Genomic DNA, 25,207 nt, shown 5'->3' with positions numbered 1-25,207 from the left:
ATTCCGCCGGAGGGGGTGGTCCCGCCGGACGGGGCGGATCCGGCGAGCGGGGTGATCGGCTGTTCGCCGCTTCCGGCGGCCTCGCACGTGCGCCCTGGCGGGACCGCCTCGTTCCAAGACACTCCTGTGTCCCTCCTGTCCCACCGCCAAACGTCTTCTGTTACGCGAAAAGTATGTCATGTATCTGGGGTCAGGCAAGCGAGTCCCCTAAAATGCGGGGCATGGTCGGAGTGCCTGAATCCCACATCGGATGGACGTTCATCACCAACCACGCGCGTGTCCTGGCAGCCATTGCCGACAATCCGAACGTCCGGATCCGCGACATCGCCGCGCACTGCCGGCTGACGGAACGCGCCGTCCAGCGGATCATCTCCGACCTGGAGCAGGACGGTTACCTGTCGCACACCCGCGAAGGGCGTACGAACACCTACCGCATCCAGGCCGACAAGGTGCTGCGCCACCCGGCGGAGGCCGGGCTGTCCGTCGCCTCCCTGCTCTCCCTGCTGGTGCAGGACGAGACCGACCGCGTCAGGAAACCGGTCGCCCGGTAGCCGCGCCCGCGCGTCCCGCCGGGACACGCGGAAGGGCCCGGCTCGACGGCCGGGCCCCTGCGACGTGCGTGCGGTGTGTCCGCCTTCCCTAGAACGTGCCCAGCTTCACGATCGACAGCAGGGCGATCAGCTGGATCGCCGAGGCGCCCAGTGCCTTCGGCCAGAGCAGGTCGTGGGAGCGGCTGACCATGAGGGTCAGCAGCGCGCCGCCGGCCACCCAGGTGGCCCACCCCAGGATCTGCACGAAGCCGGCGTCGCCGCCCAGGAACATGGCGAAGACCAGACGCGGCGCGTCCGTGAGGGACATGATCAGCATGGACAGGCCGACCGTGGGCTGCCAGGCGCCGTCGCCGCCGAGCTGGCGGGCCAGCGTGTGGGTGACCACACCCAGGACGAACGCGCTGATCACCATCGCCACGGCCGTGATCAGCACGATCGGGACCGCGTTGGAGAGGGTGGCGTGGATCGCGTCCTTGCGGGCGCCGTCGAAGCCGAAGACCGCCAGCAGTCCGTAGAGGAACGTCACGACGAGGGCGGGGCCCCACATCGTGTAGTCGCGCATCTGGAGGAACGTCTGGTTCGGCGCGAGGACGATGCCGCGCAGCAGGTCCTTCCAGTGCAGGCGGGGACCGAGGGGACCGGCCGGGGCCGAGCCCGCGCGGTAGGTCTCGCCCTGCGAGTACGGGTCCTCGCCGATCGCGAAGGCCTGGGTGTGGCCCGGGTTGTCGGCCGCGTACCGGTCGGGGCCGCCCTGCGGGTGGGCGGCGCCGTCACCGAAGTACTCCGGCTCGCCGTGCCCCCCGTAGCCGCCGTCCGCCGCCTGGGGCCACTGGGCCGCTCCCGCTCCGCCGGCGCCGTACTGCGGCCGGCCGGGCTGGGGACGCCCCTGCGGCGGCCGGCCCTGCGGCGGGCGGCCGTAGTGCGGTTGCTGCTGCGGGTACGGCTGTGGCGCCGACGGGTAGCCGTGCGACGGCGCCCGGGGCGGCGTCCGCTGTCCGTACGGGGGTTGTTGGGGGCGCGCTTGCGGGGCACGGTCGTCCCGGCCGCCGCGTCCGATCCTGAATCCAGCCACGTCGTCGAACGTACCCGCTCCCGCTGGGTGACGTGCGGGCCCCGGGCGTCCGGGCCCGGCTTTGCGGCCGAGCTGTGACATCCCCTAGGGGAGGCGCCGGACGGTTCTCAGGGGCGGTCTCAGGACCGCGCCGCCCGCTGGTTCTCCTGCGTCTTCCGGCGTTCGGTGAGCACATCGGGGGGTGCTCCCGGCGGTTGCGGCGGTCCGGGGGCAGGATGGATCCATGAGCGTAGTCAAGATCAACGTACTGACCGTGCCCGCCGAACAGCGGGAGACGCTGGAGAAGCGGTTCGCCTCGCGGGCGCACGCCGTCGAGAACTCCGACGGGTTCGAGTGGTTCGAGCTGCTGCGTCCCGTCGAGGGGACCGACACGTACCTGGTGTACACCCGCTGGCGGGACGAGGCGGCGTTCCAGGCCTGGATGGAGGGGCCGATGAAGTCCGCCCACCGGGGCACCGGCGCCGGTGAGGGCGAGGGCGGGCAGCAGCAGCCGAAGCCCGCGGCCACCGGCTCCACCCTGTGGTCCTTCGAGGTCGTGCAGCAGGCCGAGCCGAAGAACGCGTAGGCGCCCGGGGCGCCTGGCCGCCCACGGACGCGCGGGCGCCCCGGAACGAGCAGGACCCGCCCACGGATGCGCAGGCCCCGGGACGAGCAGGACCCGCCCACGGATGCGCAGGCGCGCCCCGGGACGCCCAGCGCCCGTCCCCGAGCGCCGCCGCCGCCTTCCCCGTGTCCGGCCCCCGCGCGTGCCCGACGACGCCCCCTTGCGCGAGGACGCCCCCAGGTCCGTACGTACGGACCTGGGGGCGTCGTCGTCAGGTGCGGGGCGCCGCGGTGCTCACTTCACCGGCTCCGGCTCCGGCGCGTCCTCGCTCTCCGACGCGCCCGCCGGGGGCTCCTCCGCCGGGGTCTTGACGGAGTCCAGCAGGAGCTGGGCGACGTCGACGACCTGGATCGACTCCTTGGCCGCGCCCTCGTTCTTCTTGCCGTTGACCGAGTCGGTCAGCATGACCAGGCAGAACGGGCAGGCCGTGGACACGATGTCCGGGTTGAGGGACAGGGCCTCGTCGACGCGCTCGTTGTTGATGCGCTTGCCGATCCGCTCCTCCATCCACATCCGCGCGCCACCCGCGCCGCAGCAGAAGCCGCGCTCCTTGTGGCGGTGCATCTCCTCGTTCCTGAGACCGGGGACCTTGCCGATGATCTCGCGCGGAGGCGTGTAGATCTTGTTGTGGCGGCCCAGGTAGCAGGGGTCGTGGTAGGTGATGATGCCCTCGACCGGGGTGACCGGGACCAGCTTGCCCTCGTCGACGAGGTGCTGGAGCAGCTGGGTGTGGTGGATGACCTCGTAGTCGCCGCCGAGCTGCGGGTACTCGTTGCCGAGGGTGTTGAGGCAGTGCGGGCAGGTGGCGACGATCTTCTTCGCCGACCTCGGCTTCGCCGACTCGGGCGTGACCTTGCCGTCGTCGTCCATCTCCTCGCCGAAGGCGGCGTTGAGGGACATGACGTTCTCCATGCCCAGTTCCTGGAACAGCGGCTCGTTGCCGAGGCGGCGGGCCGAGTCACCGGTGCACTTCTCGTCGCCGCCCATGATCGCGAACTTCACGCCCGCGATGTGGAGGAGTTCGGCGAAGGCCTTCGTCGTCTTCTTGGCGCGGTCCTCCAGCGCGCCCGCGCAGCCGACCCAGTACAGGTACTCGACCTCGGAGAGGTCCTCGATGTCCTTGCCGACGACCGGGACCTCGAAGTCGACCTCCTTGGTCCACTCCAGGCGCTGCTTCTTCGCCAGGCCCCAGGGGTTGCCCTTCTTCTCCAGGTTCTTGAGCATCGTGCCCGCCTCGGACGGGAACGCGGACTCGATCATCACCTGGTAGCGGCGCATGTCGACGATGTGGTCGACGTGCTCGATGTCGACCGGGCACTGCTCGACGCAGGCGCCGCAGGTGGTGCAGGACCACAGGACGTCCGGGTCGATGACGCCGTTCTCCTCGACCGTGCCGATCAGCGGGCGCTCGGCCTCCGCGAGGGCCGACGCCGGGACACCGGCGAGCTGCTCCTCGGACGCCTTCTCCTCGCCCTCCATGCTCTTGCCGCCGCCGGCCAGCAGGTAGGGGGCCTTGGCGTGCGCGTGGTCGCGCAGCGACATGATCAGCAGCTTGGGGGAGAGCGGCTTGCCGGTGTTCCAGGCCGGGCACTGCGACTGGCAGCGGCCGCACTCGGTGCAGGTGGAGAAGTCCAGCAGGCCCTTCCAGGAGAAGTGCTCGACCTGGGAGACGCCGAAGACGTCGTCGTCGCCCGGGTCGGTGAAGTCGATCGCCTTGCCGCCGGAGGTCATCGGCTGGAGCGCGCCCAGCGCCGTGGAGCCGTCGGCCTCCCGCTTGAACCAGATGTTCGGGAACGCCAGGAAGCGGTGCCAGGCCACACCCATGTCGGTCTTCAGCGCGACCGTGATCATCCAGATGAAGGAGGTCGCGATCTTCAGGCCGGCGAAGAAGTAGGTGAGGTTCTGCAGCGTGGAGACGTCCATGCCGCGCAGCCAGGAGACCACCGGGTACGAGACGAAGAACGAGGCCTCGTAGCCGTCCACGTGGTGCTGGGCGCCCTCCAGGGCGTGCAGCATGAAGATGCAGACGCCGACGATGAGGATGACGGCCTCGACGAAGTACGCCTGGCCGAAGTTGGAGCCGGCGAAGCGGGACTTGCGGCCCGGCTTGTCCGGCTTGCTCAGCTGGCGGATGGCGATCAGGACGAGGATGCCGAGCGTCGTCATCGTGCCGAGGAACTCGACGAAGACGTTGTACGGCGCCCAGTCGCCGATGACCGGCAGGATCCAGTCGGCCTTGAAGAGCTGGCCGATCGCGTTGACGATCGTCAGCAGCAGGGAGAAGAAGCCCACCGCCACGAACCAGTGCGCCACGCCCACGATGCCCCAGCGGTTCATCCGGGTGTGGCCCAGGAACTCCTTGACCACGGTGGCGGTACGCCGCGCGGGCTCGTCGGTCCGGGTACCGGCGGGTACGGACTGGCCGAGCCGCATGTGGGCGTAGAGCTGCAGGACGGCGCGGCCGAACAGTGCCACGCCGACCACGATCAGGACCAGCGACACGATGATCGCGGCGAGTTGCATTGGGGCTCCTGTGAGGCGGCCTCGAAATTACTAAGCGGTAACTTATGCAGTCCGTCTGAGACTACCCTCATCCTCCTTCGCAATGTAGCCGGGCGTGGGGTGATCTGGGTCGCTGAGGGTCGCCTGAGAGGGCCCGGGGTCTGGCTCCGGGGGGTGCCCCTCCGCGGGCGTCCGGGGTGGCCGTTCCGCGGGGCGTGCGGGGTGGCCGCTCCGCCGCGCGGGGGCGGTCCCGTGCGGCGGGGCCGGGGCTCCCGGGGAGGGTGGCGGGGGATCCGGTGGGGATCCGATTCTGTTCTGATCGTGTTATTCACACCCGATCGACCGATATGCACCTAATTTAAGAACCGTGCTCTACGGGATCGCCACCGCCACCGCCGCCCTGTTCCTCGCCGCCGTGCTCTCGGCCCTGCTGCGGGTGCCCGCGCTGCGGCTCGGGCTGGTCGACCGGCGGCGGGTGCGGCCGGTGCCGCTGCTGGGCGGGGCCGCGGTGGTGGGCAGCACCTGCCTGGTCGCCGCGGCGGGCGGCTGGACGGGCGCGGCTCCGCTGAGCGACGGCGTGGGCAGGCTGCTGGCGGCGGGCGCCGGGGTCGCCGTGCTCGGGCTGGTCGCGGACGTGTGGCGGCTGAAGACGTGGCTGCTGCTGGTGGGGTCGGTCGTCGCGGCGGCGTTCGTGGTGCCCTACGACGAGACCGGGGTGCCCGCGGGGATCGCCGCCGTGGTCTGGATCGCCTGCGCCGCCGTCGCCTTCCGGGGGCTCGACCACGTCGACGGCCTGGCCGGCACGGTGGGCGTGCTCGTCGCGTTCGGCGCGGGCGTCTGCGCGGCGGCCGAGGTGATGGACGACCTGGCGGTGCTGCTGAGCGTGCTCGCCGCCGCCCTCACCGGTTTCCTCATGCACAACTGGCATCCCGCGCGGATCGCGTTCGGCGCCTGCGGCTCCCTGTTCACCGGGTTCGTGCTCGCCGCGTCCGCCGTGCTGGTCCGTACGGGGTACGACGCCGGGTCGACGGCCGCCGTCCTGTTCGCGCTCACCGCCACGGCGACCGCCGACGCGGTGCTCGTCGTGCTCTCCCGGCGGCTGGCCGGGCGGTCGGTGGCGCGCCGGGGCCCCGACCACCTCGCCCACCGCCTGCGCAAGCTGGGGCTCACCCCGCCGGGCGCGACGGTCCTGCTCGGCACCGTCACCTTCGGCGCCGTGCTCGTCGGCGTCCTGGTGCACACGGGGTGGCTCGCGCCGGTCGGCGCGCTGTGGACGGCCGGGGTGCTGCTGCCGGCCGTCCTCGGGCTGCTGCGCGTCCGGGTGTACGGCCCGCGCCGCCCGGCGGGACAGGCCGGCCACACCGGCCGGCACGGCGGCCACACCAGCCGTACCAGGACGTACGTCACCGGCACGCGGACCTCGCCGGCCCTTGCGGCCGCGCCGGCCGCCTCGCTCTCCCCGGGCACCTCCGCGGGTGTCTGCGCCCCCCGGGCGCGGGCGGAGGCGGGCGCGGACGGGGGCGCGCGGAGGAAGGGGAGCGCGGTCGCCGGCCGGAGCGGGGGTACGCGCCGGAGCGGGCGTGCGGAGAGGAGCGCGAAGGGGGCGAGCGCGGCCCTGGGAGCCCTTCGCGCCCTGGGTGGTGTGCGGGGGCGGCCGCCGCGGGTCCCCGGAGCCGGGCCGGGTACCCGCGCCCCGGCGGCCGGCGTGCGCGGCCCGCGCACCGAGGCGCCGTTCGCCGGTGACCTGCGCGGTCCAGGCACCGAGGCGCCCTCCGCCGGTGATCCGGGTCCCGCTCCCCGCTCCCGGGGGCGGTACGAAGAGGGGTACGGGGACGAGTACGGGACCGGGGCCCTGCCCGGGTTCGGATACGGGTACGGACCCGAGGGAGCCTCGCGTTCCCCTTTCGGGTACCCCTCGCCTCCGCCGCAGCAGATGGCGTCACCGCAGGTCAGAGAGGCCTTGCGTGTAAGGGATGGATAAGAGTTGAGCCCGCTTGACTCAGGTCTGTTGACCCCGGCGCCGCCGTCGTGCACACTTGAGTCCGTTGCACTCAAGTCAGCTGGAGGAACTCACCATGGCACGTGCGGTCGGCATCGACCTGGGCACGACTAACTCCGTCGTCAGCGTTCTGGAGGGCGGCGAGCCCACCGTCATCACCAACGCCGAGGGCGCCAGGACCACGCCGTCCGTCGTCGCCTTCGCCAAGAACGGCGAGGTGCTGGTCGGCGAGGTGGCCAAGCGCCAGGCGGTCACCAACGTCGACAGGACCATCCGGTCGGTCAAGCGCCACATGGGCACCGACTGGAAGATCAACCTGGACGGCAAGGACTTCAACCCGCAGCAGATCAGCGCCTTCGTGCTGCAGAAGCTGAAGCGGGACGCCGAGGCCTACCTGGGCGAGAAGGTGACCGACGCGGTCATCACCGTCCCGGCGTACTTCAACGACGCCGAGCGCCAGGCCACCAAGGAGGCCGGTGAGATCGCCGGTCTGAACGTCCTGCGCATCGTCAACGAGCCGACCGCCGCCGCCCTGGCGTACGGCCTCGACAAGGACGACCAGACGATCCTCGTCTTCGACCTCGGCGGCGGCACGTTCGACGTCTCGCTGCTGGAGATCGGCGACGGCGTCGTCGAGGTGAAGGCCACCAACGGTGACAACCACCTCGGTGGTGACGACTGGGACCAGCGCGTCGTCGACTACCTGGTCAAGCAGTTCCAGTCCGGCCACGGCGTGGACCTCTCCAAGGACAAGATGGCCCTCCAGCGCCTGCGCGAGGCGGCGGAGAAGGCCAAGATCGAGCTGTCCTCGTCCACCGAGACCTCGATCAACCTGCCCTACATCACCGCGTCCGCCGAGGGCCCGCTGCACCTGGACGAGAAGCTCACCCGCGCCCAGTTCCAGCAGCTGACCGCGGACCTGCTGGAGCGCTGCAAGACGCCGTTCCACAACGTCATCAAGGACGCCGGCATCTCGATCAACGAGATCGACCACGTCGTCCTGGTCGGCGGCTCCACCCGTATGCCCGCCGTCGCCGAACTGGTCAAGGAGCTGACCGGCGGCAAGGAGGCCAACAAGGGTGTGAACCCGGACGAGGTCGTCGCCATCGGTGCCTCGCTCCAGGCCGGTGTCCTCAAGGGCGAGGTCAAGGACGTCCTGCTCCTCGACGTCACCCCGCTGTCCCTCGGCATCGAGACCAAGGGCGGCATCATGACCAAGCTGATCGAGCGCAACACCACGATCCCGACCAAGCGTTCGGAGATCTTCACGACGGCCGAGGACAACCAGCCGTCGGTGCAGATCCAGGTCTACCAGGGCGAGCGCGAGATCGCGGCGTACAACAAGAAGCTCGGCATGTTCGAGCTGACCGGTCTGCCGCCGGCGCCGCGCGGCGTCCCGCAGATCGAGGTGTCCTTCGACATCGACGCCAACGGCATCATGCACGTGACCGCCAAGGACCTGGGCACGGGCAAGGAGCAGAAGATGACCGTCACCGGCGGCTCCTCGCTGCCGAAGGACGAGGTCGACCGCATGCGCCAGGAGGCCGAGCAGTACGCGGAGGAGGACCACCGCCGCCGCGAGGCCGCCGAGACCCGCAACCAGGGCGAGCAGCTCGTCTACCAGACGGAGAAGTTCCTCAAGGACAACGAGGACAAGGTCCCGGGCGAGGTCAAGACCGAGGTCGAGGAGGCCGTCGCCGAGCTGAAGGAGAAGCTCAAGGGCGAGGACACCGCCGAGATCCGCACCGCCACGGAGAAGGTCGCCGCCGTCTCCCAGAAGCTGGGCCAGGCGATGTACGCCGACGCCCAGGGCGCGCAGGCCGCGGGCGGTGCCGGTGAGGCCGGTGCCTCCCAGGCGAAGGCCGACGACGACGTGGTGGACGCCGAGATCGTCGACGACGAGCGCAAGGACGGTGCCGCGTGACGGAGGAGACCCCGGGCTTCGACGAGCAGCAGCCCGACGTCCCCTCCGGCGCCACCTCCGACGACGCCGAGCCGAAGGCCGCCTCCTCCGCCAAGGAGGAGGGGGCGGCCCCGGCCGGGGACGCCGCTCAGTCGGCCGGTCTGACGGCCCAGCTGGACCAGGTGCGCACCGCGCTCGGTGAGCGCACGGCGGACCTCCAGCGGCTGCAGGCCGAGTACCAGAACTACCGGCGCCGGGTCGAGCGGGACCGGGTCGCGGTCAAGGAGATCGCCATCGCGAACCTCCTGACCGAGCTGCTGCCCGTGCTCGACGACATCGGGCGCGCGCGGGAACACGGCGAACTGGTGGGCGGTTTCAAGTCCGTCGCCGAGTCGCTGGAGACCGTGGCGGCCAAGATGGGGCTGCAGCAGTTCGGCAAGGAGGGCGAGCCCTTCGACCCGACGATCCACGAAGCCCTGATGCACAGTTACGCGCCGGACGTCACCGAGACGACCTGCGTGGCGATCCTGCAGCCCGGGTACCGGATCGGCGAGCGCACCATCCGCCCCGCGCGGGTGGCGGTGGCCGAGCCCCAGCCCGGCGCGCAGACGGTCAAGGCGGCCGACGAGTCCGGCAAGGACAAGGGCGCCGAGCAGGCCGACGACAAGGACAGCGGTGGCCCGGAGGAGGGCTGACGTAATAGGCAACGACGCAGGAGAGGAGGGACGTCGGGGATGAGCACCAAGGACTTCATCGAGAAGGACTTCTACAAGGTCCTCGGCGTCCCCAAGGACGCCACCGAAGCCGAGATCAAGAAGGCGTACCGCAAGCTCGCCCGGGAGTACCACCCGGACGCCAACAAGGGCAACGCCAAGGCCGAGGAGCGCTTCAAGGAGATCTCCGAGGCGAACGACGTCCTCGGCGACCCCAAGAAGCGCAAGGAGTACGACGACGCCCGCGCCCTGTTCGGGGGCGGCGGCTTCCGGCCCGGTCCCGGCGCGGGCGGCGGCTCGTTCAACTTCGACCTGGGCGACCTCTTCGGAGGCGGCGCCCAGGGGGGCGGCGCGTCCGGCGGCTTCGGCGGCGGGATCGGTGATGTCTTCGGGGGCCTGTTCAACCGGGGCGGCGCCGGAGCGGGCACGCGCACCCAGCCGCGGCGCGGCCAGGACATCGAGTCCGAGGTCACGCTGAGCTTCACGGAGGCCATCGAGGGCGCCACGGTCCCGCTGCGGATGTCCTCGCAGGCGCCGTGCAAGGCCTGTTCGGGCACCGGCGACAAGAACGGCACACCGCGGGTGTGCCCGACCTGTGTCGGCACCGGGCAGGTGGCGCGCGGCTCCGGCGGCGGGTTCTCCCTGACCGACCCGTGCCCCGACTGCAAGGGCCGCGGACTGATCGCGGAGAACCCGTGCGAGGTCTGCAACGGCTCCGGGCGCGCCAAGTCGTCCCGGACGATGCAGGTCCGCATCCCGGCCGGGGTGTCGGACGGGCAGCGGATCCGGCTGCGCGGCAAGGGCACGCCGGGCGAGCGCGGTGGTCCGGCGGGCGACCTGTACGTGGTGGTGCACGTCGGTGACCACCCGGTCTTCGGGCGCAAGGGCGACAACCTCACCGTCACCGTGCCGGTCACCTTCGACGAGGCGGCACTCGGCGGCGAGGTGCGGGTGCCCACGCTGGGCGGGCCGCCGGTGACGCTCAAGCTGCCCCCGGGCACGCCCAACGGGCGGACCATGCGGGCCCGCGGCAAGGGCGCGGTCCGCAAGGACGGCACCCGCGGGGACCTCCTGGTCACCGTCGAGGTGAGTGTTCCCAAGGACGTGTCGGGGAAGGCTCGTGACGCGCTGGAGGCGTATCGCGAGGCGAGAGCGGGCGAGGACCCGCGGGCCGAGCTGTTCGAGGCCGCGAAGGGAGCATGAGGGAGATGGACGGCCGCCGCCGCAACCCGTACGAACTGACGGAAGACACACCGGTGTACGTCATCTCCGTGGCGGCGCAGCTGTCCGGACTGCACCCGCAGACGCTCCGTCAGTACGACCGGCTGGGCCTGGTGTCCCCGGACCGCACCGCGGGCCGGGGCCGCCGCTACTCGGCCCGCGACATCGAACTGCTCCGTCAGGTGCAGCAGTTGTCGCAGGACGAGGGCATCAACCTGGCAGGCATCAAGCGGATCATCGAACTGGAGAACCAGGTCGCCGCGCTGCAGTCCCGTGTCGCGGAGCTGCAGTCGGCCCTGGAGGGCGCCGCGGCCACGATGCGCCAGCGCGAGGCCGCCGTCCACGCCTCCTACCGCCGGGACCTCGTCCCGTACCAGGAGGTGCAGCAGACCAGCGCGCTGGTGGTGTGGCGGCCCAAGCGGCAGCAGTCCCCGGACTGACGTCCACCCGCCACGGCGGACCGTCCCGCGCACGCGCCCGGCCGGACGCGTGCGCCGCCCGGACACACGCACGGCCGAGAGGGGCCCGGAGAGATCCGGGCCCCTCTCGGCTGTCGGCCGCGGGTCAGCCGCGGGCCGCGCGGCGGCGGGCGCCGAGCCAGGCGGCGGCGCCGCCCAGGGCGACCAGGACGCCGGCGAGGGCGCCGTACAGGCCCGTGGACGGTCGCACCACCGCGCTCCAGCGGACCGTCGGGGACCGGCGCGCCGAGGGTCATCCGCAGCGGAGCGGTCCCCGGCTGCTCGGCGGCGCCGGCGGTGGCCGGGACGAACACGGCGCCTGCGACGGCGGCGACGACGGTGACGGCGGCCGGCGTGCGGAGGCGGCGGGCGGTGGCGGAACGAGCGGACATGTGGGACTTCCCCCCCCCGGGAGTCTGCGGAGCGCACGGCACGACGAGCGGCAGTGCGCCGGATGAAAGAGCGAAGAGAGATGAGAGAGGTGCCGCCGGCCCGGCCGGTCCTGCGTTCCCCCCGGCGGCTGGCGGTGTGTTCATCTTCACTCTTTGTTCGTTCGCGGTCGATCTTCACTTCGTCACCGCTTCGCTACAGCGGTGGCAAATCCCCCGCCGCGCCCCCGGCCGCCCCGCTGACCGCTCCCGGCTGCCCCCGCCGCTCCCCGCCGCCCGCCCGGCCGGCCGCTGACTCTTTGCCCTTCGATGGCCCCTCGATGAGCCGTTCCTGAACCGCCCCGCGGCGCACGCCGGGTGGAGAGCCGGTAAAGGGTGTTTGGAGAAGATTCCGCAAGCGTCCGCAAAGCCGCCACACAGGAAGCGGAGCGTGGTGTTGTCATCTCGTTAAGTGGTTCCGCTTGACGCCGGTAGGGGCTGACGCGTTGGCTTTTCAGGCACCTGGGCCGCAATGCTGCGCCCGCGTCCGGAAGGCACCAGAAGTGAGCACCTCGATGCGTCGTATCGCCATGGCCGTGGCCGCCACCACGCTGTCCTTCCCGCTGGCCGCCTGCGGGGCGATCGGGGGGTCGGGGAGCAGCAGCAAGGCGAGCCCGACCAAGGGCAACGACCTGACGGTGGGTCTGCTCCTGCCGGAGACGGCGAACACGCGCTACGACCGGTTCGACGCGCCCGCCGTCAAGAACAAGGTCGCCGAACTGACCCACCGCCAGGGCAGGGTCGAGTACGCCAACGCCGGTGCCAGCGCGAGCCGGCAGGCGAGCCAGATGGAGAAGATGATCGGCGACAAGGTCGACGTCATCCTGCTCGACGCCGTCGACGCGCACCGGATCGCCGTGCAGGTGAAGAAGGCCAAGGCGGCCGGCATTCCGGTCATCGCCTACGACCGGCTCGCCGAGGGCCCCATCGACGCGTACATCTCCTTCGACAACGAACTGGTCGGCGAGGTGCAGGGCCGTTCGCTGCTGGAGGCGCTGGGTTCGCAGGTGTCCAGCTCGGCCCAGGTCGTCATGATCAACGGCTCGCCGACCGACCCGAACGCCAAGCAGTTCAAGGCAGGCGCCCTCGCCCAGCTGAACGGCAAGGTGACGATCGCCAGGTCCTACGACATCAAGGACTGGAAGGCGGAGATCGCCCGCAGTCAGATGGCCAAGGCGATCAGCGCGCTCGGCAAGAACGGCGTCGCCGCCGTCTACTCCGCCAACGACGGCATGGCGGGCGGGGCCATCGAGGCGCTCAAGGCGGCGGGCGTGACCAAGCTGCCGCCGGTCACCGGCCAGGACGCCGAACTCGCCGCCGTGCAGCGGATCGTGAGCGGTGACCAGTACATGAGCGTGTACAAGCCCTACCCGACCGAGGCCGAGAACGCGGCCGAGATGGCGGTCGCCAAGGTCCAGGGCAAGGACATCCAGTTCGACTCGCTCACCCGCGACAAGGTGGACAGCCCGACCACGAAGAACATCCCGTCGCAGATGGTCTCCGTCGTCGCGATGACCAGGAGCAACATCAAGGACACGGTCATCGCCGACGGCATCTACAAGGTGTCCGACATCTGCACGGCCAAGTACAGCGCGGACTGCGCGCAGGCCGGCCTCGAGTAGCCGGGGGGCCACGGCGGCCGGGGTCCCCCGTACGGGTCGGGCCGAGGGCGCGAGGCTGCCGCCGGCTTGCCGCACAGGTCGGGGCAAGGGCCGTACATACCGGGTGGGAACGGTGTTTTCCGGTGTCCGGGCCGCCAGGAGCCGTGTTGCACAGCCGGTCCGGGCCGCGCATAGTTGCGCTGCGGAACCACGCGGAAACCGGGGGTGTGATGGGCCATGGCCGGGCACGGGGCGCAGGAGCATCCTCACGGCGCCGACCGACTGTGCGAAGCCGGGGATCGGGTGTACTCCCGGGCCGTACGGCGCGGCCGGGTGCCGCGCGGCGACGCCGATCCGGTGCCCTGTCTGCTTGAACTGGCCCTGCTGCACCCGGACCCCGACGACATGGACTTCCTGGTGCCCACCGCACCGCAGGAGGTCATGACGCGTCTGCTGCGCGGGATGTACGACGAGGTCAGCGAGAGCCACCGGCGGGTGGGTTCGGCGGTGGCGGCCTTCGAGCGGTACGCGGGCCTGGGCCGCCAGGTGCGGGTGCCCGCCGCCGGCGCCGAGGGCAGCGCCATCCGGGTCCTGGACGGCCTGAACCGCATCCAGGCGGCGATGGACGAGGCGACCCAGGTGTGCACGCGGGAGGTGCTGACCGTGCAGCCCGGCGGGATCCGCCGCGAGCACGAGCTGTCGGAGGGGCTCCCCCGGGCGCTGGCGCTGCGCGCCCGCGGGGTGCGCATGCGCGACCTGTACACGCACGTGGCCCGGCACGGCCAGGGTCTGCTCAACTACATGGAGCTGATGGGCGACGCGGCCGAGGCGCGCACGCTGGACGAGGTGATCGACCGGCTGATCCTCTTCGACCGCACGGTGGCCTTCATCCCCGCCAACGCCGACCACACGATGGCGCTGGAGCTGCGTCACCCGGCGCTCGTGGAGTACCTGGTGACGGTCTTCGAGCGGCAGTGGCGGCTGGCGATCCCGCTCACGGCGCCGCTGCCGGACACCGGAATCGAGGGCATCTCCCACCGCGAGCAGTCGATCGCGGCGCTGCTGGCGGAGGGTCACCAGGACGCGGTGATCGCCGAGCGGCTGGGCATCAGCGTGCGCACCTGCCGCGCGCACATCGCCCGGCTGTCGGAGACGCTGGGCGCGGCCAGCCGTACGCAGCTGGGGGTGCGGATCGCGCAGGCGGGGCTGGACGGGCCGCCGCGCAGGGGCGGTGTCCCCGCGGCGCCCGGCCGGGGAGCCGCGGCCGCCCGGTGAGGTGCCCGGCTCCGTCCGCAGCTCTCAGGGCGCCGGCCGGCGAGGTGCGGGCCGGGAGCTTCGGGTGGCGAGGCGCGGTCCGGGGCTTTCGGTGGCGGCCGGCGGGTTCAGGGCTCCTGCTTGAGGATGCCGGACTGGGCGATGAGGTAGCCGAGCTGGGCGCGGCTGCCGCTGCCCAGGGCGGTGGCCAGCTTGGCGATGTGGGCGCGGCAGGTGCGGACGTTCATGCCGAGGCGGCGGGCTATGGCCTCGTCCACGTGGCCCTCGACGAGGAGTTTGGCGATGGAGTGCTGGATCTCGGTGATGCCGTCGGGCGCGGTCTCGTAGGGTGTGCCCGCGCTCAGCGGGACGGCGCGGCTCCACATGAACTCGAAGACCTTGATCAGGTAGCGGACCAGGCCGGGGTGGCGCAGTTCCAGCGCGACCTGCTGGTCGTCCCTGGTGGGGATGAAGGCGACCGTCTCGTCGCAGACGATGAGGCGCTCCACCAGTTCGTCGATGGAGCGGTACTCCACCTTGCCGTCGGCGAGATGGGCGGCGTAGGCGAGCTTCTCCTGGCTGTACCGTGCGGTGTGCTGGTACAGGGTGCGGATCCGGACGCCGCGCTCGATCAGCGGGCGGTCGCGTTCCAGGCCGCGCAGTACGCTGCGCTCGGAGACCCGGTCGCTGGGCTGGACGGTGAGCATCTCGGTACGGCACTGGGCCGTGGCGAGGTTGAGCGCGGTGTTGATCCGCTCGCCGCCCTCCAGGACGGTGATCGAGTCGCCGCCGGAGGTGGACTGGGCGCTCAGGGCCATGAACGGCTCAAAGATGTCTGCGAGGTCGGTGGCCGCCCGGCGGCGTTCGGTGATCTCCCGCTCGATGGGGTTGAGCCGCTGGGCGAGGGCGAGGGCGGGGGAGACGGGACGCAGCCAGTCCGGGTCGTCCGGATCGGGATGGAGCAGGGCGAACTCCATCAGGCAGGGTGCCGGTTCCACCTCCGTGCGGGCGATACGTCCCGCACGCAGGGCCGCCGCGTACAGGCGGCTGCCGTCCCCGCACAGCTCGCTCATCGCATGGGGATGTGTCGGATTTATGTGATTCGTACTCAAATCTCCACCCCCCAGGGTCCTGAACATGCAGGAACATGATGCACCGATTGTGTGGCCATGACGTGCCCGAATGAGCCATCGTCGTACGTGACGGGGGAAAAGGGGACCTTCAAGTGAGGACGAAGCCGATTATGGGTAACAAACTGCTTCGCTCGGTGCTTGTCGCCGCCTTCTCCGCCGTTGTGGCCCTCGGCGCGCTGAGTGGCATCCACGGTGCGAAGAGTGATGTTCAGGCGAACAGCACCTGGCCGGCCGTGGCCGTGAACTCCACCACCTCGGGCAATGGCACCGCTGCGACAGATGGAGCCGGGAGTTGATGTGACCACACCACCCGACGACCGTTCCTTCCGCCGTGAAATGGCCACCGCCTACCGCTCCGGCTGGCACTTCATCGACCTGGTCACCGCCATCCCCCACAGTGGTGACTCGCTGATGGTGACCGTCTTCGGAGAGCCGGTCGTCGTGACGCGGGACGAGGACGGTGACGTACGGGCCTACCGGTGCCTGCGACGTCCTCGGGGGGCGCCGCAGCCCGTACGGTGTGCCATCCGATACGGAATGATCTTCGTGAACCTGGACCAGCGGGACCACCGGCAGGTGGCGCCGGAGCCCGCCGACATCAGGACCATCTCAGCCACCCCCCGCAGTGCCTGACGCGATTCCCCCGTCGTAACAGATCGCTCAGGTGCTTCCCCCCGCAGCGGCGTCACCGTGACCTGAACACGGTGACGCCGCTGCAGTTTCAGGTGGATTTCCACGGTTACCACCGTGTTTCTGCTCTGGCCGGAAAAGGCCCTTGCCCGCGCCCCGGCCGTGACCGCGCCCCCCTGCGCGCTCCGGCCGCGCTCAGCCGCGGCCCAGCGCCCGGGTCAGCTCGATCTCGATCACCACGCGCAGCGGGTTCTCCCGCGGGGTGCGCTGGTAGCGCTCGGTGTAGCGGCGCTCCGCCTCCGCGACCCGCTCCGGCTCGGTGCGGACACGGGCGCGGCCCTCCAGCGTGGCCCACCGCCGGCCCTCCACCTGGCACACCGCCACGGGCATGCCCTCCTCGCCGGCCGCCAGCACGTTCTTCGCCTTCGTGCTCGTCCTGCTCGTGATCACCCGCGCCAGCCGCGCCTCGGGGTCGTAGGTCACGCCGACCGGTACGACGTGCGGGGTGCCGTCGGGGCGCAGGGTGGTCAGTGTGCACACGTGCCGCTCCCGCCAGAAGCTGAGGTACGGCGCGTCGGGAGCCCCCGGGTCGAGGGTGTATCTGGTGGTGGCCATGGCAAGAATGTAGGCGCCGAGCGGCCTTGAGTGGAATAGACTCAACTTTGTGTACGTTGACTGAGTCAGTAGTGGGAGACGTGGCAGACCGCTGAGGCGAGGACCGCTGACGCCAAGGAGGAGAGAAGCGACCGTGGACGCCGAGCTGACCAACAGGAGCCGGGACGCCATTCAGGCGGCCGGCAACCGGGCCGTGACCGGGGGACACCCGGACCTGACCCCCGCCCACCTGCTCCTCGCGCTGCTCGAGGGCCAGGACAACGAGAACATCATCGACCTGCTGTCGGCCGTCGACGCCGACCAGGCGTCCGTCCGCGCGGGCGCCGAGCGCGTCCTCGCGTCGCTGCCGAGTGTGACCGGTTCCACCGTGGCGCCGCCGCAGCCCAATCGCGAGCTGCTGGCGGTGATCGCGGACGCGCAGAACCGCGCGAAGGAGCTGGGCGACGACTTCCTGTCCACCGAGCACCTGCTCGTCGGCATCGCCGCGAAGGGCGGCGCCGCCGGCGAGGTGCTGGCCGGGCAGGGTGCCAGTGCGAAGAAGCTGCAAGAGGCGTTCCAGAAGGCGAGGGGAGGGCGCCGGGTGACCACACCCGACCCCGAGGGCCAGTACAAGGCCCTGGAGAAGTTCGGCACCGACTTCACGGCCGCGGCGCGTGAGGGCAAGCTGGACCCGGTCATCGGCCGGGACCAGGAGATCCGCCGTGTCGTGCAGGTGCTGTCACGGCGTACGAAGAACAACCCGGTCCTCATCGGTGAGCCCGGCGTCGGCAAGACCGCCGTCGTCGAGGGGCTCGCCCAGCGGATCGTCAAGGGAGACGTGCCCGAGTCCCTCAAGGACAAGCGGCTGGTAGCCCTGGACCTCGGGGCGATGGTGGCGGGCGCCAAGTACCGCGGCGAGTTCGAGGAGCGGCTGAAGACCGTCCTCGCGGAGATCAAGGACTCCGACGGGCAGATCATCACCTTCATCGACGAGCTGCACACCGTCGTCGGCGCGGGCGCCGGCGGCGACTCCGCCATGGACGCGGGCAACATGCTCAAGCCGATGCTGGCCCGCGGCGAGCTGCGCATGGTCGGCGCCACCACGCTCGACGAGTACCGCGAGCGGATCGAGAAGGACCCGGCGCTGGAGCGGCGCTTCCAGCAGGTGCTGGTCGCCGAGCCCAGCGTCGAGGACTCCATCGCGATCCTGCGCGGACTCAAGGGCCGCTACGAGGCCCACCACAAGGTGCAGATCAACGACTCCGCGCTGGTGGCCGCCGCGACCCTGTCCGACCGCTACATCACCTCCCGCTTCCTGCCCGACAAGGCCATCGACCTCGTCGACGAGGCCGCCTCCCGGCTCCGTATGGAGATCGACTCCTCGCCCGTCGAGATCGACGAGCTCCAGCGCGCCGTCGACCGGCTGCGCATGGAGGAGCTGGCCCTGGACAAGGAGACCGACGCGGCCTCGCGCGAGCGGCTGGAGAAGCTGCGCCGCGACCTCGCCGACAAGGAGGAGGAGCTGCGCGGCCTGACCGCCCGCTGGGAGAAGGAGAAGCAGTCCCTCAACCGGGTCGGTGAGCTGAAGGAGAAGCTGGACGACCTGCGCGGCCAGGCCGAGCGCGCCCAGCGCGACGGCGACTTCGACACCGCCTCCAAGCTGCTGTACGCCGAGATCCCGGAGCTGGAGAAGGAACTGGAGGCCGCCTCGCGCGCCGAGGAGGAGGCCGCCAAGGACACCATGGTCAAGGAGGAGGTCGGCCCCGACGACATCGCCGACGTCGTCGCCTCCTGGACCGGCATCCCGGCCGGCCGCCTGCTGGAGGGCGAGACGCAGAAGCTGCTGCGCATGGAGGACGAGATCGGCAGGCGGCTGATCGGGCAGGGCGAGGCCGTGCGCGCCGTCTCGGACGCGGTGCGCCGCAGCCGTGCCGGCATCGCCGACCCGGACCGGCCCACCGGCTCCTTCCTCTTCCTCGGCCCCACCGGCGTCGGCAAGACGGAACTGGCCAAGGCGCTCGCCGACTTCCTCTTCGACGACGAGCGGGCCATGGTCCGCATCGACATGTCCGAGTACGGCGAGAAGCACAGCGTGGCCCGGCTGGTCGGTGCCCCGCCCGGGTACGTCGGCTACGAGGAGGGCGGCCAGCTCACCGAGGCGGTCCGCCGCCGCCCGTACAGCGTCGTCCTGCTGGACGAGGTGGAGAAGGCGCACCCGGAGGTCTTCGACATCCTGCTCCAGGTGCTCGACGACGGCCGCCTCACCGACGGCCAGGGACGCACGGTCGACTTCCGCAACGTCATCCTGGTGCTGACCTCGAACCTGGGCAGCCAGTTCCTGGTCGACCCGATCACCAGCGAGGCGGAGAAGAAGGAGCAGGTCCTGGAGGTGGTCCGCGCCTCCTTCAAGCCGGAGTTCCTCAACCGCCTGGACGACCTGGTGGTCTTCTCCGCGCTCACCAAGGACGAGCTGAGCCGGATCGCGAAGCTCGCCATCGACCGCCTGGCCAAGCGGCTCGCGGAGCGGCGCCTGACCCTGGACGTCACCCCGGAGGCCCTGGCATGGCTGGCCGAGGAGGGCATGGACCCGGCCTACGGCGCCCGGCCGCTGCGCCGCCTGGTGCAGACCGCCATCGGCGACCGCCTCGCCAAGGAGATCCTCTCCGGCGAGATCAAGGACGGCGACACGGTCCGCGTGGACCGCTTCGGCGGGGGCCTGCTGGTGGGGCCGGCCACCGGGAAGACGCTGTAGGCACCGGCGCCGGACCCCGCCGGGGTCCCGCTCAGACGGTGAACGCCGTGAAGGTGACGAGGGCCTGGTCCGGGCCCTCGTACTTCACGGTGACCTGGACGGCCGACGCGCCGAAGCCGGGGTCGGTGCGGCCGGGGACCCGCCCGGCGCAGTTTCCGTCGCCCTCATTGAGGCCGAGGCCCAGGCAGATGTCCGCGGAGTCCCGGGCGCAGGACGGCGTCCTGGACAGCGGCGCGTTGGGATAGGCGGCGCCCAGCCAGCCGGGCACGTCCGCCCGGGGCATCCGGAAACGGGCCTCGTAGTCGGTGTCCAGCCAGGTCCGCACCGTGCACCGCGCCTCGGAGGCGCCCGCGGGCAGCTTCGCCCCGCCGAAGGCCGGCGCCTCGGCGCACGGCGCCTTGCGGGGGCTGCCGGGCTCGCCCGCGAGCGCCCCGCCCGCCACCTGCGCGACGAGGACGCCCACGGTGGCCGGGGCCACCGCCACCGGCACCGCGAGGACCGCCGCGACCGGCCACCCCAGACGCCTCGGCGCTCCGCCGCGGTCCGTCGCCCCGTCCGCCCTCCGCGCCATTTCGGCCCCCGTTCCCCGTACGGTGTCACCCCGTGGGCCGGATCATGTCAGCCCACGGCTGACAGGCCCCGCCGGGGCTTGCCACCCCCCTCCCCGCATGGGGGAGGATGGCAGGATCCGTACGAAGGGAAAAACACGGTGAGCATCGACCCGTCCTCGATTCCGAACTTCGGGGGCCAGCCCGAGCCGCAGCCCCAAGGACCGGCGGGCCCCGTCGTCCCGGATCAGGATCTCGTGAAGCAGCTCCTGGACCAGATGGAACTCAAGCACCTCGTCGACGAGGAGGGTGACCTCGTCGCGCCGTGGGAGCAGTTCCGCACGTACTTCATGTTCCGCGGCGAGGACGACCAGCAGGTCTTCTCGGTGCGGACGTTCTACGACCGGCCGCACCAGATCGACGAGAAGCCGCAGCTCCTGGAGTCCATCGACGACTGGAACCGGCGCACCCTGTGGCCCAAGGTCTACACCCACACCCACGACGACGGCACCGTCCGCCTCATCGGCGAGGCGCAGATGCTGATCGGCATGGGCGTGAGCATCGAGCACTTCGTCTCCTCGACGGTCAGCTGGGTGCGGGCCGCCCTGGAGTTCGACCGCTGGCTCATCGAGCAGCTCGGCCTGGAGGGTGAGGTCGACGAGGCCGGCAAGCCGGAGGACGGCGACGGCGAGGCGTGAGCCCCGCGGCGTCCCGCCCGCCTACAGCGGCGTGCGCGTGACCGCGAGCAGGTACGCGCCGTAAGCGAACGAGAGCCCGGCCAGGGCGCAGGCCACGACAGCCGCGTGCCAGGGCCGGGCTCTCGCCGTGCGCACCAGGGCCCGCGCGAGCGGCAGCAGCAGCGGGAAGGCGGGCAGCAGGAAGCGCGGCTTGCACTGGAAGAACCCCGCGCCGCCGCAGGCCAGGGCCAGGAGGACGCCGCTGTAGGCCACCAGCGGCAGCGGCGCGCGGTCCAGGACGAGCAGCGCGTACAGCAGCAGGCCCGCGGCCACGACGGTCAGCGCGCCGAAGAACAGGAACGCCTCCTTGTGCAGCAGGAGGTGCTTGACGAAGCGCAGGGCGCCCAGCCCGAAGTCGAAGCGGGAGCCCCACAGCCGTTGCAGCCGGAGGTACCCGCGCAGCGGGTCGCCGGTGCGGTGTCCCGCCCACAGCACGTAGCCGGTCCAGCCCAGCGGGGCGAGCGCGGCGCCCGTCCACAGCCTGTGGGAAACCTGGGCGCGGGCCCGCCCCACCGCCACGGCCGCGGCGGCGAGCACGGCCACCGCGACGGCCACCCCGTTGGGCCGGGCCAGTCCGGCGAGCGCGGCCAGCGCGCCCGCCCGCACCCAGTGCCCGGCGAGCACCGCGTACAGCGCCCAGGCGGCGCAGGCCGTGAGCACCGGCTCGCTGTACCCCATGGACAGCACGACCGAGTGCGGCAGCAGCCCCCACAGCACGGCGAGGGCGGTGCCGACGGCGCGCCCGTGCAGGTGGGCGCCGACCGCGTAGATCCCGCCGGCCGCCACCGCGGCGGCCGACCACGCCACGACCAGCCCCGCGGCGCCCCCGCTCACCGGCAGCAGCAGGTGCACGACGCGGATCAGCGCGGGATAGAGCGGGAAGAACGCCAGGTCGTTGTGGACGACACCGGGCCGGGGACGTTCGACACAGCCGTAGCCGTGGGCGGCGATCCGCAGGTACCACAGGGAGTCCCAGGACCGGCCGAGCAGCGCGAGGGGATGCCTCCCGTGCGTCCACGCCACCCCGGCGGCCACCGCCACCCCGGCGGCCCGCACCGCGGCGAACAGAGCGGCGGCCGTGACCACAGGGCGCAGCAGGACCTTCCGCACGGCGCCCGGCTCGGCGACGGGAGGGGAGGGCGGCAGGGCACTGACACTGGTCACATGGTCATATTGAGGGACGAATGCCCCGTACCCCGTCCAGACCCGGCCCCCCGGACGGAAGACCCCGCCCTTCGGCCGTACCCAGGCGGTCAGGCCGCCAGGACGCGCAGCCGGTCGGCGGCCTCCTGGAGGAGTTCGTCCTTCTTGCAGAAGGCGAAGCGGACCTGGGTGCGGCCCGCGTGCGGGTCGTCGTAGAAGACGGAGTTGGGGACGGCGACCACGCCGCAGCGTTCGGGCAGGGCGCGGCAGAAGGCGTACGCGTCCTTCTCACCGAAGGGGGAGATGTCGGTGGTGATGAAGTACGTGCCCTGGGGCTGGTGGACCTGGAACCCGGCGGCGCGCAGACCGTCGCCGAGCAGGTCCCGCTTGCGGCGCAGGTCGGCGCGCAGGCCGTCGAAGTAGGAGTCCGGCAGGCGCAGCGCCTCGGCGACCGCGTACTGGAACGGGCCCGCGCTGACGTAGGTGAGGAACTGCTTGGCGCTGCGCACGGCGGTGACCAGCGGGGCGGCGGCCGTGACCCAGCCGACCTTCCAGCCGGTGAAGGAGAACGTCTTGCCGCTGGAGGAGATGGAGACGGTGCGCTCGCGCATGCCGGGCAGGGCCGCGAGCGGATGGTGGGCGCCGTCGTAGACCAGGTGCTCGTACACCTCGTCGGTGACCACCAGCAGATCGCGTTCGACGGCCAGTTCGGCGACGGCCGTCAGCTCCTCGCGGGTGAGGACCGTGCCGGTCGGGTTGTGCGGGGTGTTGATCAGCAGCAGCCGGGTGTGCTCCGTCACGGCGGCGCGCAGTTCGTCCAGGTCCAGCCGGAAGGCGCCCTCGTGCGGGCGCAGCGTCACCGCTACCCGGCGGCCGCCCGCCATCGCGATGCAGGCCGCGTAGGAGTCGTAGTACGGCTCCAGCGCGACCACCTCGTCCCCGGGCTCCAGCAGGGCCAGCAGCGTGGCCGCGATGGCCTCGGTGGCGCCCGCCGTGACCAGCACCTCCGTGTCCGGGTCCCAGGCGAGGCCGTAGCGCCGCACCTGGTGGTCGGCGACGGCCGCGCGCAGCTCGGGGACGCCCGGCCCCGGCGGGTACTGGTTGCCCCGTCCCTCGCGCAGCGCCCGCACGGCGGCCTCGCGGATCTCCTCGGGACCGTCGGTGTCGGGGAAGCCCTGCCCCAGGTTGATCGATCCGGTCGAGACGGCCAGGGCGGACATCTCGGCGAAGATCGTCGTCCCGAACTCGGCGAGCCGGCGATTGAGGAACGGGCGTGCGCTGGAGGTCATGCCGGACATCCTGCGCTCAAGCTCTGGAGTTCCTCAACACTGCTTCGCCGATGAGTGCCTGCGCCGGTAGCCGAATCACCGTCTTTGAGCAGGGGAAGGGCTGGCATCGGCTGTCGTCATCTGTCGTCGTCGGCCACCCTCGGACGGCCCACAGACGGCCCGGCGTGGGTCCCTTGTCGATGCGGCGAGTGCCGGCAACTGTGGGAGGCAGGCCGGCGCCCAGGGGGACGTGAGGTTGGGGTTCGATGGCTGGTGCTGAGCTACTGAACAGCCACAACTGATCACGGGCGGCCGTGACCTGCGGCCGTCTAATCGATCACCGCTCTGAACTGCTGTGCCGCTGCCGGCAGTTGTCGGCAGTTGTCGGCGTTGGTCACGAACGAGCGCCCTTCCACGGCCCCAGGACGGCCCGGGAGGGCGCTCGTGCGTGAGCGCGTTGCATTGGGAACTTGACCAGGGAACCGTCTGGGCTCCATCCACGCGGACACGACGACCGGGCACGGTGCGGCCTGCGCGTTCATGTCATGTCGTTTGCTACCTGATATTGATCGGGGGAGCGCCCGAATCGCTCCATACAGCCGCGAGACGGGTGCCCATGGCTGTGAGGCGCCACGTGTCCATCGAGTCCTTTGAGTCATCAAGGCCTGAATCTGTCAGCTCGATATATCCATCGGCTTCAAGGGAATGCAATGAGGCGCGGTCGGTGCTCGGGTGAACGAAATGAGTGCCACTGCGTTTCGAAAATACGCCTAGCCACATAATTTCGGAATCGCTGTAGCGTCCCTGATTCCAGGAGAGGCGGGCTTTGAGGAGCCGGATTTCTTGTTCCGAGAAGCGACCCCTGTCGAACCATGCGTGATGATTAGGGCAGAGGCAGATCAGGTTCCCGAATTTATTCGTACCGCCATTGATAGTGGGAGTGATGTGCGCCAATTCAATTGTTTCGCTTCCGCAGTTCGGTACCGAGCACTTCCCTCCCGCCTCCAATTGAAGGTCCCTTCTGATTCTTGTCGAAATTGCTCGCCTGGCCTTGAAGGTCGGCGTCGGCAGTGTTGCTGCGATGGGTGAAGCTTGCGCGTCTTGATTCGTGAAGATGCTAAGTGGGGGGTCCGTGCTGTCGTTCTTTGTCGTAGACGGGGCCACGACGTTGATCCATAGGGATTGGAATTCCTGAGCGACCTTTCTGGGTTCAGGTCGATTTACATCCAGGGATGCGAGCACGATTACTAGTGACTCCAGTTTGCTCCATCGTGGAATTGATTTCCCGGATAGGATATTGGAAACACCCTGATGGGAAATGATGTCGCAATTGTCATTCAGGCGAGTCGATGCATTGCTGATTGATTTGATCCCGGGGAAACCGGCTCGCCTGTAGAGGTCATGGAGATTGGTCAAAAGGCTTCGATGCGGACCAGAGGGCAAGGCGTCCTCGCTGGGGATCTTGATCATGTCTTCTCCTGGTTAATTGCATCAGCCGGTGGAGGGTCAAGTATGGCAAACCCGGAGGGTAGATCTCCAGGTCAATGGGGGTCAAGTTTGATCAATAACGTTCTACTTGCGTACCGAGACTCCGGGGGGAGTGGACGCTGGTGTGCAGGGTCAAGGAGGCCCGTTCGAGCAAGTGGTGCGGAGGTCAGAAGCATGGGCAAGATCATGTCGCTGGTTAGGATTGTCATCGGTGCTGTCGTGGGGGGCATCGTGAAGGCCTTTGTGGCGGAGAAGCTCGACTCGGAGGAGGAGATTTAGGTACCAAGGTCGGTGGAGCGGCTTTGGGCTGGAGCTGTTTTGGCGCGAGTGATCATGGCCCATTACGCTAGCCAGCGGATCGGGAAGGTTTGTGAGCCTGCCCGTTAGTGCCCGATTTTGGGCCATGATCTTAGAGGCTCGCGCCCAAATGGCTGCCTAAAGCCGTGGAGCCGACCGCCCCAGCCACGACGTACTCTCTATAACCCTGAGTCGCTGATTGCTCTGAGCGCGGCACGGGCGCCGGCCGGGCTGGAGCGGGGCGGAGACAGGAGCGCAGGGCCCCCCCGCCCCCCCGCCGCCCCCCGGTTTCCGGGCCGACCGCCCAGTAT

The 25,207-nt window shown here is 70.6% G+C and carries 19 protein-coding genes and 1 pseudogene; 12 read left to right on the top strand and 8 right to left on the bottom strand.

Going from position 1 to position 25,207, the window contains the following annotated elements:
* Positions 1-221: 221 nt before the first annotated feature.
* On the top strand, positions 222-551 hold the full coding sequence (locus tag ABZ719_RS31650; protein WP_366728583.1) for a helix-turn-helix domain-containing protein: 330 nt from the start codon (positions 222-224) through the stop codon (positions 549-551).
* An 88-nt stretch (positions 552-639) separates the two neighbouring features.
* On the opposite strand, the gene ABZ719_RS31645 is transcribed toward ABZ719_RS31650, so the two are convergent.
* Positions 640-1,704, bottom strand: coding sequence for a YIP1 family protein (locus ABZ719_RS31645; protein ID WP_366728582.1), 1,065 nt, complete (start codon positions 1,702-1,704; stop codon positions 640-642).
* A 142-nt stretch (positions 1,705-1,846) separates the two neighbouring features.
* Here ABZ719_RS31645 and ABZ719_RS31640 point away from each other — a divergent pair, with 142 nt between their 5' ends.
* Positions 1,847-2,188, top strand: a complete 342-nt coding sequence (locus ABZ719_RS31640; RefSeq protein WP_366728581.1) for an antibiotic biosynthesis monooxygenase — start codon at positions 1,847-1,849, stop codon at positions 2,186-2,188.
* A 273-nt stretch (positions 2,189-2,461) separates the two neighbouring features.
* Here the strand turns inward: ABZ719_RS31640 and ABZ719_RS31635 are convergent, their stop codons facing one another.
* The gene (locus ABZ719_RS31635) at positions 2,462-4,750 is read right to left on the bottom strand and encodes a (Fe-S)-binding protein (protein WP_366728580.1); all 2,289 of its coding nucleotides are present in this window, start codon (positions 4,748-4,750) and stop codon (positions 2,462-2,464) included.
* Between the two features lie 346 nt (positions 4,751-5,096).
* On the opposite strand from ABZ719_RS31635, the pseudogene ABZ719_RS31630 reads away from it, so the two are divergent.
* The 7 genes and pseudogenes from ABZ719_RS31630 to ABZ719_RS31600 form a co-directional block, all read left to right on the top strand.
* Positions 5,097-6,065 (top strand): annotated as a pseudogene (locus ABZ719_RS31630) (MraY family glycosyltransferase); the annotation flags it as partial.
* A gap of 739 nt (positions 6,066-6,804) precedes the next feature.
* Entirely contained in the window at positions 6,805-8,652 is a 1,848-nt protein-coding gene (gene dnaK, locus ABZ719_RS31625; RefSeq protein ID WP_037850817.1) for a molecular chaperone DnaK, read from the top strand.
* Positions 8,649-9,326, top strand: a complete 678-nt coding sequence (gene grpE / locus ABZ719_RS31620) for a nucleotide exchange factor GrpE (protein ID WP_037850814.1) — start codon at positions 8,649-8,651, stop codon at positions 9,324-9,326. The genes dnaK and grpE overlap by 4 nt, the downstream gene beginning before the upstream one ends.
* Positions 9,327-9,365: 39 nt before the next feature.
* Positions 9,366-10,547 carry a molecular chaperone DnaJ gene (gene dnaJ / locus ABZ719_RS31615; protein WP_366728579.1) on the top strand — a complete coding sequence of 394 codons (1,182 nt, stop codon included), beginning with the start codon at positions 9,366-9,368 and terminating at the stop codon, positions 10,545-10,547.
* A gap of 5 nt (positions 10,548-10,552) precedes the next feature.
* A complete protein-coding gene (locus ABZ719_RS31610; RefSeq protein WP_037850809.1) occupies positions 10,553-11,005 on the top strand; it encodes a helix-turn-helix domain-containing protein in 453 nt (150 codons plus the stop codon).
* 961 nt (positions 11,006-11,966) lie between these two features.
* Complete coding sequence (locus ABZ719_RS31605; RefSeq protein WP_366728603.1) at positions 11,967-13,073, top strand: substrate-binding domain-containing protein; 1,107 nt, start codon at positions 11,967-11,969, stop codon at positions 13,071-13,073.
* 336 nt (positions 13,074-13,409) lie between these two features.
* A complete protein-coding gene (locus tag ABZ719_RS31600; protein WP_234438337.1) occupies positions 13,410-14,327 on the top strand; it encodes a helix-turn-helix transcriptional regulator in 918 nt (305 codons plus the stop codon).
* Between the two features lie 107 nt (positions 14,328-14,434).
* On the opposite strand, the gene ABZ719_RS31595 is transcribed toward ABZ719_RS31600, so the two are convergent.
* Positions 14,435-15,379 carry a hypothetical protein gene (locus ABZ719_RS31595; protein ID WP_051812196.1) on the bottom strand — a complete coding sequence of 315 codons (945 nt, stop codon included), beginning with the start codon at positions 15,377-15,379 and terminating at the stop codon, positions 14,435-14,437.
* A gap of 357 nt (positions 15,380-15,736) precedes the next feature.
* Between ABZ719_RS31595 and ABZ719_RS31590 the strand changes: the two genes are divergently transcribed.
* Positions 15,737-16,072: a hypothetical protein gene (locus tag ABZ719_RS31590; RefSeq protein WP_026252727.1), complete on the top strand. Its 336-nt coding sequence runs from the start codon at positions 15,737-15,739 to the stop codon at positions 16,070-16,072.
* Between the two features lie 192 nt (positions 16,073-16,264).
* Here ABZ719_RS31590 and ABZ719_RS31585 read toward each other — a convergent pair whose 3' ends face one another.
* Positions 16,265-16,684: a TIGR03618 family F420-dependent PPOX class oxidoreductase gene (locus tag ABZ719_RS31585; RefSeq protein ID WP_366728578.1), complete on the bottom strand. Its 420-nt coding sequence runs from the start codon at positions 16,682-16,684 to the stop codon at positions 16,265-16,267.
* A 133-nt stretch (positions 16,685-16,817) separates the two neighbouring features.
* Here ABZ719_RS31585 and clpB point away from each other — a divergent pair, with 133 nt between their 5' ends.
* On the top strand, positions 16,818-19,415 hold the full coding sequence (gene clpB, locus ABZ719_RS31580) for an ATP-dependent chaperone ClpB (protein WP_366728577.1): 2,598 nt from the start codon (positions 16,818-16,820) through the stop codon (positions 19,413-19,415).
* A gap of 31 nt (positions 19,416-19,446) precedes the next feature.
* Here the strand turns inward: clpB and ABZ719_RS31575 are convergent, their stop codons facing one another.
* Positions 19,447-19,986 carry a hypothetical protein gene (locus tag ABZ719_RS31575; protein ID WP_366728576.1) on the bottom strand — a complete coding sequence of 180 codons (540 nt, stop codon included), beginning with the start codon at positions 19,984-19,986 and terminating at the stop codon, positions 19,447-19,449.
* A 138-nt stretch (positions 19,987-20,124) separates the two neighbouring features.
* Between ABZ719_RS31575 and ABZ719_RS31570 the strand changes: the two genes are divergently transcribed.
* On the top strand, positions 20,125-20,661 hold the full coding sequence (locus tag ABZ719_RS31570) for a YbjN domain-containing protein (protein ID WP_366728575.1): 537 nt from the start codon (positions 20,125-20,127) through the stop codon (positions 20,659-20,661).
* 21 nt (positions 20,662-20,682) lie between these two features.
* Here ABZ719_RS31570 and ABZ719_RS31565 read toward each other — a convergent pair whose 3' ends face one another.
* From ABZ719_RS31565 to ABZ719_RS31555, 3 genes are all read right to left on the bottom strand, one after another.
* Positions 20,683-21,741: a hypothetical protein gene (locus ABZ719_RS31565; RefSeq protein WP_366728602.1), complete on the bottom strand. Its 1,059-nt coding sequence runs from the start codon at positions 21,739-21,741 to the stop codon at positions 20,683-20,685.
* Positions 21,742-21,953: 212 nt separating this feature from the next.
* Entirely contained in the window at positions 21,954-23,141 is a 1,188-nt protein-coding gene (locus ABZ719_RS31560) for a pyridoxal phosphate-dependent aminotransferase (RefSeq protein WP_366728574.1), read from the bottom strand.
* Positions 23,142-23,666: 525 nt separating this feature from the next.
* Positions 23,667-24,581: an HNH endonuclease signature motif containing protein gene (locus ABZ719_RS31555; protein WP_366728573.1), complete on the bottom strand. Its 915-nt coding sequence runs from the start codon at positions 24,579-24,581 to the stop codon at positions 23,667-23,669.
* Positions 24,582-25,207: the final 626 nt, after the last annotated feature.

It is taken from the genome of Streptomyces sp. NPDC006743 (genome assembly GCF_040703815.1).
Taxonomy (GTDB): domain Bacteria; phylum Actinomycetota; class Actinomycetes; order Streptomycetales; family Streptomycetaceae; genus Streptomyces.
Note: the sequence above shows the minus strand (reverse complement) of the source record. Positions and strands in the feature narration are given on the sequence as shown.

Bases quoted from the DNA above. Each gene is read 5' to 3' on its own strand.
- ABZ719_RS31575 (WP_366728576.1), bottom strand. From the start codon at position 19,986: ATGGCGCGGAGGGCGGACGGGGCGACGGACCGCGGCGGAGCGCCGAGG.
- ABZ719_RS31585 (WP_366728578.1), bottom strand. From the start codon at position 16,684: ATGGCCACCACCAGATACACCCTCGACCCGGGGGCTCCCGACGCGCCG.
- ABZ719_RS31555 (WP_366728573.1), bottom strand. From the start codon at position 24,581: ATGATCAAGATCCCCAGCGAGGACGCCTTGCCCTCTGGTCCGCATCGA.
- dnaJ (WP_366728579.1), top strand. From the start codon at position 9,366: ATGAGCACCAAGGACTTCATCGAGAAGGACTTCTACAAGGTCCTCGGC.
- dnaK (WP_037850817.1), top strand. From the start codon at position 6,805: ATGGCACGTGCGGTCGGCATCGACCTGGGCACGACTAACTCCGTCGTC.
- ABZ719_RS31605 (WP_366728603.1), top strand. From the start codon at position 11,967: ATGCGTCGTATCGCCATGGCCGTGGCCGCCACCACGCTGTCCTTCCCG.
- ABZ719_RS31645 (WP_366728582.1), bottom strand. From the start codon at position 1,704: ATGTCACAGCTCGGCCGCAAAGCCGGGCCCGGACGCCCGGGGCCCGCA.
- ABZ719_RS31650 (WP_366728583.1), top strand. From the start codon at position 222: ATGGTCGGAGTGCCTGAATCCCACATCGGATGGACGTTCATCACCAAC.
- ABZ719_RS31640 (WP_366728581.1), top strand. From the start codon at position 1,847: ATGAGCGTAGTCAAGATCAACGTACTGACCGTGCCCGCCGAACAGCGG.
- ABZ719_RS31635 (WP_366728580.1), bottom strand. From the start codon at position 4,750: ATGCAACTCGCCGCGATCATCGTGTCGCTGGTCCTGATCGTGGTCGGC.
- ABZ719_RS31595 (WP_051812196.1), bottom strand. From the start codon at position 15,379: ATGAGCGAGCTGTGCGGGGACGGCAGCCGCCTGTACGCGGCGGCCCTG.
- ABZ719_RS31610 (WP_037850809.1), top strand. From the start codon at position 10,553: ATGGACGGCCGCCGCCGCAACCCGTACGAACTGACGGAAGACACACCG.
- ABZ719_RS31560 (WP_366728574.1), bottom strand. From the start codon at position 23,141: ATGTCCGGCATGACCTCCAGCGCACGCCCGTTCCTCAATCGCCGGCTC.